Raw genomic sequence first — 14,696 nt, 5'->3', positions numbered from 1 at the left:
TTTAGATAAGTAATGTTTTTTATTTCCCTTCTTCAAGGTTTTGTCATAAAATGATGTAAAATAGTCTGTTTTATGACTATCATGATTTACAGTATTCACTTACGGGTAAAGAGCTTTTAAGAGCAATTTTCGCTTGGGGGTTATTATCCCTTCAAAATGAGAAAGGAAGGGAGAGGGGAATCATGGAAATCGAACGCATTAATGACGATACAGTTAAATTTTATATTTCCTATATAGATATTGAGGAAAGAGGCTTTGATCGCGAAGAAATTTGGTACAGCCGCGAGCGAAGTGAGGAGCTTTTTTGGGAAATGATGGATGAAGTGCATCAAGAAGAAGAATTCATGATTGAAGGACCTTTATGGATTCAAGTTCAAGCCCTTGAAAAAGGCTTGGAAGTTTTGGTCACAAAAGCCCAGCTTGCCAAAGATGGTCAGAAACTCGAGCTGCCTCTTTCAGATGATAAGTTAAGGGATTTGGAAGTATCAGATAAGATGGATACGCTTTTTGATCAACATTTTCACGGTAAAGATGAAGAAAGCGGTATGACATTCGAAGATGGTATGATTGAATTCATCACGATTTTCGAGGATTTTGAAGATGTCATTTCATTAAGCAAGCGTCATGGATTGGATGACTGGACGACAAAACTTTATGTTTATCAGAATAAATATTATCTTTATATCGAATTTTCCGAGGCGGAGATTGATGAGGAAGAAATCGATAATGTTCTAAGTCTTTTATTGGAATATAGTCAGGAGTCACCTATAACGGTGCACATGCTTGAAGAGTACGGGAAGATAGTTATCGAAAATGATGTATTCACAACGGTCGATAAATATTTCGCATAGACTGTTGAGGCCGATTTCAGTAGAAATCGGCCTTTTCGTCCAAGAATAAATGTTTTTTACCTTAGCAGGGAGGTTTTAAATGTGCCTGTGTTTGTTAATTGGAGGTAGTCTAGGTGAAGAATATAGTTGGCATCGGTCTGCTTATTCTCTTGTTGGTCAGCACTTGGTATTTTCTAATAAATGGCGTCGATGGCGGGCTGATTTTTTATTCCAGCCTTATATTGACCCTTTTCTTGGTGATAATTGGATTCAACATTTTCATGGAAAACCGAGATCCCATCCAGACCATAACATGGCTTGTTATTTTTGGGGCTTTTCCATTCATCGGTTTCATTTTTTACTTTTTGTTTGGCCGTAATTTTCGGAAAGAAAGGATATTTCGCAAGAAGTACTTTTTGGATAAACAGAGTTTCGTGAAAATAAGCGGCGAAGCGGAATATAATGAACGAATTAAGGAAATGGGCGAGAACCCTCAGCAGTTAATCACTCTTGCAAATAGGCTGGGGAATAGCCCTATTTCATTTGCGACTGAAACCCGGGTTTTAAGGAATGGTGAAGAGACGTTTTCCAATATCATCGAAGAATTAAAAAAAGCCAGACATCATATTCATTTAGAATATTATATTGTGAGGGATGACCGCATTGGCGGTCTGCTAAAGGACATCTTGATACAAAAGGTAAAAGAAGGGGTAGAGGTCCGATTTCTCTATGATGCGGTTGGTTCTTGGAAGTTAGCTCGCTCTTATATCGATGAACTGAGGAATGCGGGAGCCGAAATGGTAGCCTTTGGTCCGTTGCATCTCCCTTTATTAAATAATAAATTCAACTTTCGTAACCATCGTAAAATAATTGTGATAGATGGCTCGGTCGGTTTCATCGGCGGCCTTAACATTGGGGATGAATATTTGGGACAAGATCAGAAATTCGGTTCTTGGCGGGATACGCATCTAATCATAAAGGGGGAAGCGGTCAGGACTTTACAGCTCATATTTCTGCAGGATTGGTATTATAGCACCAATAATAGTTTTTTAAGTGATGAATATCTCATGGCTGGCCTGCCGAACCATCACGGACATGGCGGAGTTCAACTGATTGGCGGCGGGCCGGATAGTGAGTGGACGATCATTAAAAGCATTTTTTTTAAGATGATCACTTCAGCAGAAAAGTCCGTCTGGATTGCCTCCCCGTATTTCGTTCCTGATGACGATATCTTACAAGCGTTGAAAGTGGCTGCTTTAAGTGGTTTGGATGTCAGGCTGCTCGTCCCGAAGAACCCCGATAAACGTATCGTATTTCATGCTTCGAGAACTTATTTTCCCGAAGTGCTTGCTTCCGGAGTTCGTATATTCCAATATACTGAAGGCTTCATGCATAGTAAAATCATCATCGTTGATGGCCAACTGGCATCAATTGGGACAACCAATATGGATATGAGAAGCTTTCACCTGAATTTCGAAGTCAATGCTTTTCTCTACCGGACGGAAAGTACTCAGCAGCTGGTGAATGATTTTTTGGAAGATATAAAGGTATCCCAAGAAGTTGAGTTTGATGCGTTTTCCAAACGGAATTTCGGTTTGAAAGTATTGGAGTCCACTTGCCGTTTGCTTTCACCCCTTCTTTAGATACTTTCCTTTATGCCGACCAGGCATTTTTTTTTGCGGATTAAAAGGAATCCTAAGCGAAGCAGGCGAATGTAGTGGATGAGGAGGAGATTTATGCTAACTGCGATAAAGAAGGATGGGACATGGATTACCCTCCCTGAAAAGATACCGGCAAACGTGATTGATGAATGGAGAAAGTCAGCAGATTATTACTGTCCATGCTGCAAGATGGAAATGACCATCAAAGCGGGAAACGTCAGGATTCCGCATTTCGCCCATAAAAATAGTTCTTCATGCCGTGCTTTTTCAGAACCGGAATCCGCCTATCATTTATTGGGAAAAAGAAAATTGTTTCAATGGTTTTTATCACATGGTTATCAAGTGGATCTAGAGGCCTACCTACCCGAAATTAAGAAAAGGGCTGATATTTTAGCTAGGATAGGAGGTAATCGCTATGCAATAGAATTTCAATGCTCAGTTATCCCCGAGGTTGAATTCATGGAAAGGACAAGAGCCTATCAAAGCATAGGCATCAAGCCAATCTGGATCCTCGCTGCAAAGCGCTTAAAAAGGAAAAGTTTGTATGAATTCAGTTTATCCCGCTTCCAATGGCTCTTCGTCACCGGCAGCATCCATCATCCGTTTCTTTGGACGTATTGCCCGGAAACTGATCATTTATCAGTATTGAAGAACCTCACTCCTTTTACCCCTAGAACCGTCTTTGCCGAATTGACAACAGCTTCTTTAAAGCTCCTTCCCCCTAGTCGGGCATTGCCCCAAAACTGCTTTCGTTTCCCTTTTCTGCCTGCGTGGAGATATAAACGAAATGGCTGGGCCCTCCATCGAGTGAAAACGGCACGCAGATGCGATCCTTTTTTCGAAGGGCTATATTTACATCATATTTCACCTGCGACACTTCCCATTGAAGTGGGTGTTCCCGTCAGAGGGATGCTGTTGATCGAAACTGCCTCGCTCGAATGGCAGGCATGGTTATACATGGATGTGCTTCAAGAGAAAAGAACAGGGGAAAAGATTTCTATGGCTGATATTATCCACATTTTTAGAAAGCGTTCAATAAAAGGGGAAATAAAGTTCAGACCGTTGCCATTGCTTCATGAAAAACCCATCGAGTATCCTGTAGGTCAATATATCATGCTTTTGGAGCAATTGGGTCATCTATCAAAGCTGGAAGAAGGGGTTTTTAAAGTTGAAAGGGAATTTACCCTTCCCTTATCCAGTGATCAAGCTCAAATTTTGGAAAAAAATTTCTATGATAAGCATAAATTGATGATGGAAAAGGGGAATATCCAGTATAATCAGTGATAACATCTCTATTTATCTTGAATTCAGATGAAATGGCAGGATTATTTTTGGGAATGGAGAAATAGTAATAAGAACTGGGAATTAAAAACTTTAAGAAAGAATGAACGCCGAATGAAGTATTGCAGCGTTCAATCCGGTTTAACGAGTTAGCCCAATGGCAAGTTTCTATAGAATGGGGAGGAATTTTTTATGGCACAGGAAACAAAAGCGAATACATTACCCTCAAGAAGTGAAATAGCTCCTGAAGATACTTGGAGACTGGAGGATATCTTCGCAACCGAGGAAGATTGGGAAGCTGCTTTCAAAGCGGTAAAGGAAGACCTCAAGAAAGCGGAGGCACATAAAGGGACGTTGGGAGAAAGTGCAGAAAAATTATTTGCGGCCCTTCAACTCCAAGATGAAGTATTCGAGAAGCTAGGGAAAGTTTATTCTTATTCACATATGCGCAATGATCAAGATACAACCAATCCTTTTTATCAAGGGATGGAGGATCGGGCAAAAGCTTTATACGCCCAGGCAGCGGCTGCGTTTTCATATATGGTTCCTGAACTATTGAGTATTGACGAAAGCAAAGTGGAAGGGTTTTTGGAAGAAAAAGAAGAATTGAAGTTATATAAACATTCTTTAGAGGAAATTAATCTTCAGAGACCCCATATCTTATCTGCAGAGCAGGAAGAATTATTGGCGCAAGCATCAGAAGTACTGGATGCATCGGGCAATACTTTCGGTATGCTTAACAATGCCGATTTGAAATTCCCGACCATCAAGGATGAAGAGGGAAATGAAGTGGAAATAACTCACGGAAGGTATATCAGTTTTCTTGAGAGTGAAGATCGCCATGTACGTGAGGAGGCATTTAAAGGGGTATACAGCAAGTATGGGGAGTTCCGTAATACATTTGCTTCAACCCTGTCAGGTGAGGTGAAAAACCACAACTTCAATGCCACGGTTCGAAAATATGATTCAGCACGCCAAGCGGCGTTAAGTAATAATAACATTCCGGAGAGCGTATATGATAATCTCGTTAAAACGGTCAACGACAACTTGCCATTACTGCAGCGTTATCTTGATTTACGTAAAAAAGTACTGCAATTAGATGAACTTCACATGTATGATCTATTCACTCCACTTGTTAAAGAAGTGAAGATGGAAGTGACATATGACGAGGCCAAAGATTATGTCCTTAAAGGTCTTGCTCCGCTTGGGGAGGACTATTTGAACGTTTTGAAAGAGGGATTTGAAAATCGTTGGGTCGATGTGCATGAAAACAAAGGGAAACGAAGCGGTGCCTATTCTTCTGGTACATACGGGACGAATCCTTATATTTTAATGAACTGGCAAAATAACGTAAATAACTTATTCACGCTCGTTCATGAGTTTGGGCATTCGGTCCATAGCTACTATACACGTAAATATCAGCCATATCCATACGGGAATTATTCAATATTTGTAGCGGAAGTTGCATCGACTTGTAATGAAAACCTGTTGAATGATTATTTACTGAATTCAATCGAAGATGAAAAGAAACGCATCTATTTATTGAATCATTACCTGGAAGGTTTCCGTGGCACATTGTTCAGACAAACGATGTTTGCAGAGTTTGAACATACCATTCATTTAAAGGCTCAAAATGGGGAAGCGTTGACAGCGGATATGCTTACTAAGGAATATTATGAGCTGAACAAGAAATACTTTGGCGAGAACGTGACCATTGATGAAGAAATCGGTTTGGAATGGGCTCGTATTCCACACTTCTACTATAATTACTATGTTTATCAATATGCAACTGGAATAAGTGCAGCAACAGCATTGAGCAAGCAAATCCTTGAAGAAGGAGAGCCTGCTGTCAAAAGGTATCTGGAGTTCTTGAAGTCAGGAAGTTCCGATTATCCGATTGAAGTACTCAAAAAGGCTGGCGTCGATATGACAAAATCCGAGCCTGTACAAGAAGCGATGAATGTATTCGAAGAAAAATTAAATGAGTTGGAAGAGCTTTTGAATAAATAGGATGTGGAAGGGACCCGAGCACCTCGGGTCCTTTTCAACTTATTGGATGTCCGTCATAATCCTTTAAAACGATTTCTCTGATTTAAGCTATGAAGAATTATGAAGAAAACAAAAAATAAAATAGGGGAAGTAAAATACAGAGGAATGAGGTTCATGATACCGAGTAGCTGGACAAATAGCGACCCTATCAAGAGTATGAGTAGAATAAAGCCTTTCAATTTGGTCACCTCCAACCTGGCAGCAGTAAAAGCTCATCTGCTCTTTATTAGATAGTATGTTATAGAATTAGCAGTATTCTAAGAATATGACAATAATGTGAAGTTACGCACAAAGTTCTTGCAAATAAGGTGTATATTCTGCTATAGTACAGATATAGAAGTTATCACATCCCAAACATATACCCCTTTGTTTGTTCGTCGTGAAATTTCTCCCATCCCCTTATTCGTATAAATAGATGAAAACCCCAGCAGATTTCGCGATTTGCCGGGGTTTTTCATTTGCATAAAAAGTAAAAAGATTAAAATGGTACCGGTTGTAACAAAAGTTGAACGAAAGATTAAGGAATAAAAAGAAATCATTTGATTAATATTGTGATATATTTCACAGTTTGATTCATGCCCGTTCTATATCAGATTTAAAGTGGATATCAAAAACACTTATACTATAATTAAAAAGGGCTCTTAATTAGCTATATTCCAGAAGGGATAATAAAAAATGAAAAATGTATATTGTGAACAATTTGTGAAAAGTTACACATATAGTTGAAACATAAATGGGTTATCTGTTATATTATTTATTGTAAAGTGAATCACAAACAAACTTATACCCCTTTGTTTGATCGTGAAAAAATTTCTCCCATCCCCTTATTTCTAATAAAAAAACCATGCCATTCTTTCGATTTGCATGGTTTTTTCTTTTTATATAACAAATTAAAAAAGCAGTCAAATTCATGACTGCTTCTTTGTATATCTCCAAAACGTTCCGTATTTAGCAGGTATTTTCTCTGCGAACTGTTTTAAAACAAGTTTTTTCATTTCCAACTCGACGTTATTCTTATTCATATTATAAACCGTTTCAATTTCCTTTGTGGCCACTAGTTTGAAACAGCTTAAAAACTCTTCGAGAGAGGGGGGTTTTGCAGGGGCGGGAAGACCATTCAGCATATCTTCTAAGATTTGAACATATACCTCGTAAGAATAGACACCCGAAACTTTAATTCCCTCTTCTTCAATATTTTGATTGAAAAAAACAAGGGAAGGTATTTCAGTCACTTCCATTTCGCTTGTGATTTTCATGTCACATTGAAAACCTTTGGCTGCACTGGAAGAATTGATGTCATGAAGGAATTCCTTCACATCCAATCCAACCATTTTGGCACATTCGGTCAAGACTTCGATATTGGATATATCCTTTTTTCCTATGAATACATATTCTTGAAGCTGCCTTAAAAAGCGAATCGCCAATTTACGGCCCTGCAATTCCGCTGCTTTTATTGCGATGGAAGCTGTGTATGGAGAAGAGATTGGGTTTTCGGACCAAAGGCTCCCGTCGCAGGACATCCCCGAGCGGCTGGCTGTCTTTTCCCAAACTTGAGCAATGTTTTCATAATTTTTATTTTTCCCCATATTAAGAGAATCGATCTTACCGCTTAAAACATGGCGTAAACTGAATAATTGGCCATATTCTATCTGTAATTTCCTAATAATTGGTTCTAAGCCCCAGCATTCGGGACAGAGCGGATCAACAAAAACATAAATTTCAATTGGCTTTTTTCCTATATCATAGCAATGCTGCGTCTTGATCCAATCGGAAATATTGAAAACTGGTTTTTGGGCGCTCAACTGTCTTCTCCTTTCCCGTCAGTTCCGGATGTATTGATCATATGCTGTGCCGTCAAATAGAGCCGGTGATAGAAAAACTCCCTAATCTCACCCTCAAGGCCAACTTCGTCCATAGCTTGATACATGCATGAGAGCCATGCTTTCGCACGTTCTGGTGTAATTTCAAAAGGTATATGTCGAGCCCGCAACATAGGATGGCCATGCTCTTCGGTATATAAAGAGGGACCGCCTAAATATTGAGTCATGAATTGTTTTTGTTTACGGACCGTTTCAGTTAAATCGTCAGGGAATATTGGCTGCAGATCCGGGTGTTGACTAACGTTGGAGTAAAACACATCAATTAATTTGTGTAATTGCCCTTCTCCAATTAATTCATATGGTGTAGGGTTCCCTTGCATCATGTTGATTACTCCTTTTAAAGAAAGATGATTGATATTTATTCATATTTTATCAATGACGTACTGATATAACAAATATATAGCTTAAAGAAAATTTTACATCTGTAGTATGACACAGGGGAATGATCGGAAATGACAGCTTTTGGGGAGCTTTACCATTTGTTGTGGGTTCGTGGAAGAAGCATATATAGACATGAAAAAACTGACCCGTCACAAATAAACAGGGTCAGCTTGCTTTAGCTTGAAAATGTGCCATAAACTTTTTGAACATAGTTCTGAGCTTCTTTTAAGGGCGGGATGCCGTTATATTTATCGACGTTTCCTGGCCCTGCATTATAAGCAGCAAGGGCAACCTGGATGTCCCCGTCATAGCGTGCCATCATTTGACTTAAATATTTACTCCCGCCCATGATGTTTTGTTCTGGATCGGTTGCATCATCCACCCCAAGGCTTTTTGCAGTTGCTGGCATTAACTGCATAAGGCCTGTTGCACCCGCATAACTGGTGGCCTTGAAGTTCGATTCTTGTTTTAATGACAGACTTAATCAGTTTTTCCGGGAGATTATATAAACTGGCCGCATGGCTGATGATATGATCATAGTTTGTTGCGGTTTCGCTGCTCTGATTGTTAGCATGGGCAGTGGATATCGGGTTGATGTTCATGGATGTCATGCCGCCGGGTTGAAGAAAGGACTTCGTTTCCGCTTCCGCATTTTGGATAATAAGGAACCCAATGTCTGCGAAGTGCCTTCAAGAGCATCACCCGAAGCCAGTTCCGAGAGCATGTCCTGGAAAACGGATCGAGATGAATTTGTATTTGTGATGTTGCCATTTGTGAATTGCTGGATTGCCTGCAATTCCATAAACGTTTTGAAATCCTGGATTTTCAAACTCTCCGCCTCCGAATGGGTTCAAACAGGATTATTCCTGGAATTTGGCACGATAAAACCTCTTAACTTTATTTTCGGTTTCCCTTACCGGAATTTGAAGGGTTTCTAGGAGGGTCAGGAAGTTTTTTTTCCCGGCTTTTGCATCCATCACTTCATATTCAAGCTCAAAGTCTTCCTTATTCAAATACGTACTATGATCTAAAACAAGTAAACCTTCTTTGTAAGGAAATTCAAAACGGTCCGTCTTTAGTGTCCCAAAGCAGGCAAAGTCTTTTGGATCAATTCCGCATTCGAGGATAAGATTTTGGATCTCGCCATCAGGGAATGTGTTATGTTTCAGAAACGCATATGCGGTTTCTTCGGGAATATCTTGATTCGTTTCCAATAATCCTTCTGTAGCGGGCTGTTTTAAAGTCAGCTCATAACGCCCGTTTTTCTCCCGGATCCTAAGCGCAGAGTCTTGATTTTTCAAAGAGAATCCGAGTGTATCGAAGTAATGATTTTTCTGTGTTTTAAAGTTCGAAGCCCCGACATCAAAGTATTCGATCAGTTGACGAAATTCTTTTTCGTGTAAGAGGTTTTTAAATTCAATTTCAATATGCTGGTTCATGTGTTCCTTCCTTTCTTGCTGATTCTTAGGTTAGGTTAATCATATAAGAACCATTCCAGCTGTCAAATTGAATTCAATAATTTTTTGCTATTGAACTTGAATATTTAGGAATCAATTGCAGGATATGATAAAATATAAACGTTGAGCACGAGAAATGGATTATCGTATATATAGAAATTTAATACATACTTTTTGCTAGAGAAAGATTTAATAGGATCCAGTGGTGAATTGGCATAAAGTCATGTGACTGCTGGATTTAGGAGAGCGTTCTGCCCATACCAGAGTTGAACAGGCGCTTTTTAGATAGATATAGGTGGTGTGGCAATGGAGAGTTGGGACGATTTCTTGGCGCCTTATACTCAGGCTGTCGAAGAATTAAAGGTTAAGCTTAAGGGATTAAGGAAACAGTTTGAGAGAGAGAATATTCACTCACCGATCGAATTTGTAACAGGCAGGGTAAAACCGATTGTCAGCATTTTGGATAAGGCGAGCCTGAAGGATATTCCCATTGATAAATTGGGAACTGAAATTCAGGATATTGCAGGGCTTCGCATGATGTGCCAGTTCGTGGATGATATCGAACAGGTAGTTGAACTATTACGAGGTCGCAATGACTTCGAGATAGTCGAGGAGAGGAATTATATTTCCCATAAAAAAGCAAGCGGCTATCGTTCTTATCATGTTGTAATCCGCTATCCGGTCCAGACGATCCATGGCGAAAAAAATATCCTTGCCGAAATTCAAATCAGGACTCTTGCGATGAATTTTTGGGCGACGATTGAACATTCTTTAAATTATAAATATAAAGGCATTTTCCCGGAAGATATTCAACTGCGACTCAAACGTGCAGCGGAAGCGGCCTTCCTGCTTGATGCAGAGATGTCACAAATCCGTACGGAAATCCAGGAAGCACAGCGTCTTTTTTCCAGGAAGAAAGATTCTTGAACGCATAAATGGGTAAACGAGAAGAAATCTAATTTGTGAGGTGGGATTACATGAAATTTGCGATTACGTCAAAAGGAGATGCGAAATCGAATACTTTAATGCAAAGGATGCGAACGTATCTTCAGGACTTTCATTTGGAATATGACGAAGATCAGCCGGATATTGTCATTTCTGTCGGTGGTGATGGCACTTTATTATATGCTTTTCACCGTTATAAGAATCGGTTGGATAAAACTGCCTTTGTTGGTGTACATACAGGACATCTTGGGTTTTATGCAGATTGGACCCCTGATGAAATTGAAAAATTGGTGATAGCTTTAGCGAAAACCCCATTTCAAATAGTGGAATATCCACTGCTCGAAACGATCGTCCGTTATCAGCATGGAGGACGGGAAACCAGATTTTTGGCTTTGAATGAATCGACAGTCAAAAGTGTCGAAGGGACGCTCGTCATGGACGTTGAAATACGCGGCCAGCACTTCGAGACGTTCCGTGGAGATGGTTTATGCATTGCGACGCCATCTGGAAGCACGGCGTATAATAAGGCGCTTGGCGGGGCCATCGTCCATCCATCAATCGATGCCATCCAGATTACCGAATTGGCATCCATTAATAACCGGGTGTTTAGGACGGTAGGATCTCCACTTCTGCTGCCGGCACATCATACGTGTATGTTCAGGCCGGTCAATGCGGTCAATTTTCAAATAACGGTCGACCATTTGTCCTTGCTTCAGGAAAATGTAAAGTCGATACAGTGCCGAGTGGCAGATGAAAAGATCCGATTTGCCAGATTCCGCCCTTTTCCTTTCTGGAAAAGAGTGCATGATTCATTTATTGCTAATTAAGGAGATATACTCACCTCATGTCAAATCAAAACTTTTCTTTGACCTGGTCGGTTTTTGAAGAGGATTCTGGCTCTTTATTGCGAGAGTTCCTCAGCAAATGCGATATTTCAAAACGAGCATTAACGGATATTAAGTTTAAAGGTGGATATATCCAGTTGAACGGCGAAGAAGTGACCGTAAGGGAACGGATTGAAACAGGCGACATCGTCACCGTCATATTTCCGCCGGAGCAGGCAAGCCAAGGCCTTTTGCCGGAACCCATCCCCCTGAATGTCAGGTATGAAGATGAGTTTGTATTGGTGGTTGCCAAGCCCCCTTCCATGAATACCATTCCTTCCCGCGAGCATCCCAACGGCAGTCTGGCGAATGGCTTGGCGGGTTACTATAGGAAGACGGGAATACAGGCAACGATCCATGTAGTTACACGTCTTGACCGGGACACATCAGGTCTGGTTTTAATTGCCAAGCACCGGCATATCCACCACCTTTTAAGTGAACAGCAAAAATCAGGACAGGTTAAACGGAGATACCAAGCCATAGCTGAAGGAATCGTTGAAGGACCTGCAGGAGAGATAGTGGCGCCAATCGGACGAAAATCGACCAGCATCATTGAACGGGAAGTCAGGGAGGATGGCCGGTATGCCTGTACCCTATTTAAGGTATTGGCACACACAGAGTCCCATACATTCCTTGATTTGGAACTCCAAACAGGGCGTACACATCAAATCAGGGTCCATATGGCGCATATTGGTCACCCGCTGGCTGGTGATGATTTATATGGAGGGAACAGGAGCGGTATCCCTCGCCAAGCCCTTCATTGTTATGAATTGAAATTTTTACATCCTTTCACCAAGAAGATGATGTTGATCCAAGAAGAGTTACCAGAAGATATGACCCGTTTGCTCAAGGGAAGTAAAGGATGGGATTCCTGACTTTATAACGGGGCCGCATTAAAAAGGAATTCAAATTTACGAAAAAATCCATAGACGCTAAAAAAACTCACCAAGATGGCGAGTTTTTTTGGTTAATCAAAAGATGTCCTGAATTTTTCACCTATATATGGCATGGTTGAAGGCACCTCTTGAAGTTCCATTTCGGGATAACGGACAGCCGTCAGTTTTCCACCGAAGACGCAGCCTGTATCAATGTTGTATGTATGATTGACTCGTCTAGCTTCAGGGACTGGTGTGTGTCCATATACGATCCATGTTTCCCCTTTGTATGATTGGGCCCAGTCTTTCCTGACCGGGGACCCATCGGGATGTTTGGAGCCATTGATATCACCATAGAGGACAAAGGTTTTTACCTTACTGCTATATTGACCAATATAGTCACTGCGAATTCCTGCATGGGCAATGATCAATCGCCCTTCATCAATTAGTTGATAAAGTGGGGAACGTTCATACAGATCCATGAATTTTTTTCGGATCTTCTTCTGCTCCCGAATGTTCAGTGATTCATATTCAGCTACAGTAGTCTCTAAACCGTGTGATATTTGAACTTTATTGCCTGAAAAATAACGATACAATTTATTGCAGTGGTTACCTGGGGCATACCTTGCCATATTTTGGTTGATGACTAACTCATGGACAACCTCGATTACTTGAAGGGAATTTGGGCCGCGATCGGTTAAATCCCCTACAAAGCCGAGAATCCTTCCAGAGGGATGTACAGGAAACCCAGTCTCCCATTTATAGCCCATTTTTTCGGTCAGCTGCCTGAATTCAGCGAAACATCCATGAATGTCCCCTATGATATCAATGTTCATTTGACACACCCTTTGTTTGTTTTGTATATGTTTATGGTATTAGTATAGTATTATTTAAAAAAATAAAATATAAACGAGAAAATGAAAAAATATGTTTTAGGAGGTGTATTGGTTATGGAGGAGATGAAGGACCGGGAGCGGGAGAGGGAGAGTATTCAAATGAATAACGAGCTTTTGCTTGAAGCGCTTAAAACGGAAAATCTAGAACAGTTTCGTACGGAGTTCCTTGAAATGCATCCGTATGATCAGGCTCAATTTTATACAAGCTTGTCAGATGAATTCAGATCCGTCGTTTACACATATTTGTCACCGGAAGAAATGGCGGACCTTTTTGAAAATATAGAAATAGATGAAGAGGATTATGAAGGCCTGTTGGCTGAAATGAATCCTTCTTACGCGGCCGATATGCTTTCCCATATGTATGCGGATGATGCGGCTGACGTCCTGAATGAAATCAATGATGAGCAGGCCGTCAGCTATTTGACCATCATGGATGATGAAGCGGCAAGTGAAATCCAGGAGCTTCTGAACTATGAGGAATCTACGGCAGGAAGTATCATGACGACAGAGTTCATTGCAATTGAAGCAAACGAAACGGCTCGATCTGCCATGCAGATCTTAAAAAGGGAAGCTCCGGAAGCAGAAACGATATATTATGTGTTCGTTACCGATCAGGATAAGAAGCTGCTTGGTGTTTTATCGCTCAGGACATTGATCATAGCTGATGAAGATGCTTTAATCGGTGATTTAATGGATGACAGGGTAGTTTCCGTACCTGTATCTGAAGACCAGGAAGAGGTGGCACGAAAAATAAGGGACTATAACTTCCTTGCCGTGCCGGTCGTCGATTTCCAAAACCATTTGTTAGGGATTATTACGGTTGATGATATCATTGATGTCATGGATGAAGAGGCATCCGATGATTATTCTAAATTGGCAGGTATATCTGATCTTGATCATGTTGATAAGAGTCCATTTTCAGCTGCAAAAAAACGGCTGCCATGGTTGGTCATCCTCTTGTTTTTAGGTTTGCTGACTGCGAGTTTGATTGGCCGATTCGAAGAGACACTAAGCCAAAAAGCGATTCTGGCTGTATTTATTCCATTGATTGGCGGCATGGCTGGAAATACAGGAACACAAGCATTGGCAGTAGCGGTCAGAGGAATCGCAACAGGTGAATTAGAACAGGAAAGCAAGTGGAAACTAGTCCTTCGAGAGGCTGGAACTGGCCTTATTATTGGCCTGACATGCGGAATTGCCATCATTTTTATCGTTTATTTTTGGCAAAACGATTTAATGCTAGGATTATTAGTCGGTATTTCGATTTTCATAACCCTAATCGTTGCCACACTTGCCGGTTCGATTGTCCCGCTTCTCATGCATAAAATGAAAATCGACCCAGCAGTTGCTTCAGGTCCTTTCATTACAACTATCAACGATCTTATCAGTATTCTGATTTATTTCGGATTAGCAACATTATTAATGGGCTATTTACAATAAGTCAAAGAAGGTCCTCTTGGAGGGTTATTACCAGAGGACTTTAGAAAACGGTGTTTTTATCAAAGGAATTTTGATATACTATCATTAGTAGCAGGTACTAATAACTTGTATTAAAAA

14 protein-coding genes are annotated in these 14,696 nt (G+C 40.6%); 8 read left to right on the top strand and 6 right to left on the bottom strand.

The genetic code is table 11. The features are described from left to right. The first annotated feature begins 182 nt into the window (after positions 1 to 182). The 4 genes from mecA (at position 183) to pepF (ending at position 5,782) form a co-directional block, all read left to right on the top strand. Positions 183 to 851 (top strand): adaptor protein MecA, encoded by a 669-nt coding sequence (gene mecA, locus QFZ73_RS04825; RefSeq protein ID WP_307263598.1) that lies wholly within the window; start codon positions 183 to 185, stop codon positions 849 to 851. A gap of 113 nt (positions 852 to 964) precedes the next feature. Continuing rightward, positions 965 to 2,473 carry a cardiolipin synthase gene (gene cls, locus QFZ73_RS04820; protein ID WP_307263595.1) on the top strand — a complete coding sequence of 503 codons (1,509 nt, stop codon included), beginning with the start codon at positions 965 to 967 and terminating at the stop codon, positions 2,471 to 2,473. 93 nt (positions 2,474 to 2,566) lie between these two features. Beyond that, the gene (locus QFZ73_RS04815; protein ID WP_251437711.1) at positions 2,567 to 3,775 is read left to right on the top strand and encodes a competence protein CoiA; all 1,209 of its coding nucleotides are present in this window, start codon (positions 2,567 to 2,569) and stop codon (positions 3,773 to 3,775) included. Between the two features lie 189 nt (positions 3,776 to 3,964). Beyond that, positions 3,965 to 5,782 (top strand): oligoendopeptidase F, encoded by a 1,818-nt coding sequence (gene pepF, locus QFZ73_RS04810; RefSeq protein ID WP_307263588.1) that lies wholly within the window; start codon positions 3,965 to 3,967, stop codon positions 5,780 to 5,782. A gap of 947 nt (positions 5,783 to 6,729) precedes the next feature. Here the strand turns inward: pepF and QFZ73_RS04805 are convergent. The 5 genes from QFZ73_RS04805 to QFZ73_RS04785 form a co-directional block, all read right to left on the bottom strand. Further along, positions 6,730 to 7,623 (bottom strand): ClpXP adapter SpxH family protein, encoded by an 894-nt coding sequence (locus QFZ73_RS04805; protein WP_285847164.1) that lies wholly within the window; start codon positions 7,621 to 7,623, stop codon positions 6,730 to 6,732. Beyond that, on the bottom strand, positions 7,620 to 8,024 hold the full coding sequence (locus QFZ73_RS04800; protein WP_053534150.1) for a globin domain-containing protein: 405 nt from the start codon (positions 8,022 to 8,024) through the stop codon (positions 7,620 to 7,622). The genes QFZ73_RS04805 and QFZ73_RS04800 overlap by 4 nt, the downstream gene beginning before the upstream one ends. A 233-nt stretch (positions 8,025 to 8,257) precedes the next feature. Continuing rightward, on the bottom strand, positions 8,258 to 8,500 hold the full coding sequence (locus QFZ73_RS04795) for a lytic transglycosylase domain-containing protein (RefSeq protein ID WP_307263584.1): 243 nt from the start codon (positions 8,498 to 8,500) through the stop codon (positions 8,258 to 8,260). Positions 8,501 to 8,689: 189 nt separating this feature from the next. Next, positions 8,690 to 8,911, bottom strand: coding sequence for a hypothetical protein (locus QFZ73_RS04790; protein ID WP_251431331.1), 222 nt, complete (start codon positions 8,909 to 8,911; stop codon positions 8,690 to 8,692). 31 nt (positions 8,912 to 8,942) lie between these two features. Further along, complete coding sequence (locus tag QFZ73_RS04785) at positions 8,943 to 9,521, bottom strand: CYTH domain-containing protein (RefSeq protein ID WP_307263581.1); 579 nt, start codon at positions 9,519 to 9,521, stop codon at positions 8,943 to 8,945. Positions 9,522 to 9,845: 324 nt separating this feature from the next. Here QFZ73_RS04785 and yjbM point away from each other — a divergent pair, with 324 nt between their 5' ends. Genes yjbM through QFZ73_RS04770 form a run of 3 tightly spaced genes read left to right on the top strand, consistent with a single transcriptional unit; the run spans position 9,846 to position 12,243 of the window. Continuing rightward, positions 9,846 to 10,466, top strand: a complete 621-nt coding sequence (gene yjbM, locus QFZ73_RS04780) for a GTP diphosphokinase (protein ID WP_034314484.1) — start codon at positions 9,846 to 9,848, stop codon at positions 10,464 to 10,466. A gap of 50 nt (positions 10,467 to 10,516) precedes the next feature. Then, entirely contained in the window at positions 10,517 to 11,311 is a 795-nt protein-coding gene (locus tag QFZ73_RS04775) for an NAD kinase (protein ID WP_307263575.1), read from the top strand. Positions 11,312 to 11,328: 17 nt separating this feature from the next. Beyond that, positions 11,329 to 12,243: an RluA family pseudouridine synthase gene (locus tag QFZ73_RS04770; protein ID WP_307263572.1), complete on the top strand. Its 915-nt coding sequence runs from the start codon at positions 11,329 to 11,331 to the stop codon at positions 12,241 to 12,243. Between the two features lie 92 nt (positions 12,244 to 12,335). Here QFZ73_RS04770 and prpE read toward each other — a convergent pair whose 3' ends face one another. Then, positions 12,336 to 13,079: a bis(5'-nucleosyl)-tetraphosphatase PrpE gene (prpE, locus tag QFZ73_RS04765; RefSeq protein WP_251431323.1), complete on the bottom strand. Its 744-nt coding sequence runs from the start codon at positions 13,077 to 13,079 to the stop codon at positions 12,336 to 12,338. A gap of 123 nt (positions 13,080 to 13,202) precedes the next feature. On the opposite strand from prpE, the gene mgtE reads away from it, so the two are divergent. Further along, entirely contained in the window at positions 13,203 to 14,579 is a 1,377-nt protein-coding gene (mgtE, locus tag QFZ73_RS04760; RefSeq protein ID WP_251431355.1) for a magnesium transporter, read from the top strand. The last annotated feature ends 117 nt before the right edge of the window (positions 14,580 to 14,696 follow it).

Source organism: Peribacillus sp. V2I11 (assembly GCF_030817135.1).
In the GTDB taxonomy this organism is placed as follows: Bacteria; Bacillota; Bacilli; order Bacillales; family DSM-1321; genus Peribacillus; species Peribacillus simplex.
The sequence above is the reverse complement of the archived record's forward strand: the minus strand, read 5'-3'. Positions and strand labels throughout refer to the sequence as shown.

Excerpts from the sequence above, each read along its gene's own strand:
- QFZ73_RS04800 (WP_053534150.1), bottom strand. The coding sequence starts at position 8,024 with ATGATGCAAGGGAACCCTACACCATATGAATTAATTGGAGAAGGGCAA.
- mgtE (WP_251431355.1), top strand. The coding sequence starts at position 13,203 with ATGAAGGACCGGGAGCGGGAGAGGGAGAGTATTCAAATGAATAACGAG.
- QFZ73_RS04775 (WP_307263575.1), top strand. The coding sequence starts at position 10,517 with ATGAAATTTGCGATTACGTCAAAAGGAGATGCGAAATCGAATACTTTA.
- QFZ73_RS04785 (WP_307263581.1), bottom strand. The coding sequence starts at position 9,521 with ATGAACCAGCATATTGAAATTGAATTTAAAAACCTCTTACACGAAAAA.
- mecA (WP_307263598.1), top strand. The coding sequence starts at position 183 with ATGGAAATCGAACGCATTAATGACGATACAGTTAAATTTTATATTTCC.
- pepF (WP_307263588.1), top strand. The coding sequence starts at position 3,965 with ATGGCACAGGAAACAAAAGCGAATACATTACCCTCAAGAAGTGAAATA.
- QFZ73_RS04795 (WP_307263584.1), bottom strand. The coding sequence starts at position 8,500 with ATGCAGTTAATGCCAGCAACTGCAAAAAGCCTTGGGGTGGATGATGCA.
- prpE (WP_251431323.1), bottom strand. The coding sequence starts at position 13,079 with ATGAACATTGATATCATAGGGGACATTCATGGATGTTTCGCTGAATTC.
- yjbM (WP_034314484.1), top strand. The coding sequence starts at position 9,846 with ATGGAGAGTTGGGACGATTTCTTGGCGCCTTATACTCAGGCTGTCGAA.
- QFZ73_RS04815 (WP_251437711.1), top strand. The coding sequence starts at position 2,567 with ATGCTAACTGCGATAAAGAAGGATGGGACATGGATTACCCTCCCTGAA.
- QFZ73_RS04770 (WP_307263572.1), top strand. The coding sequence starts at position 11,329 with ATGTCAAATCAAAACTTTTCTTTGACCTGGTCGGTTTTTGAAGAGGAT.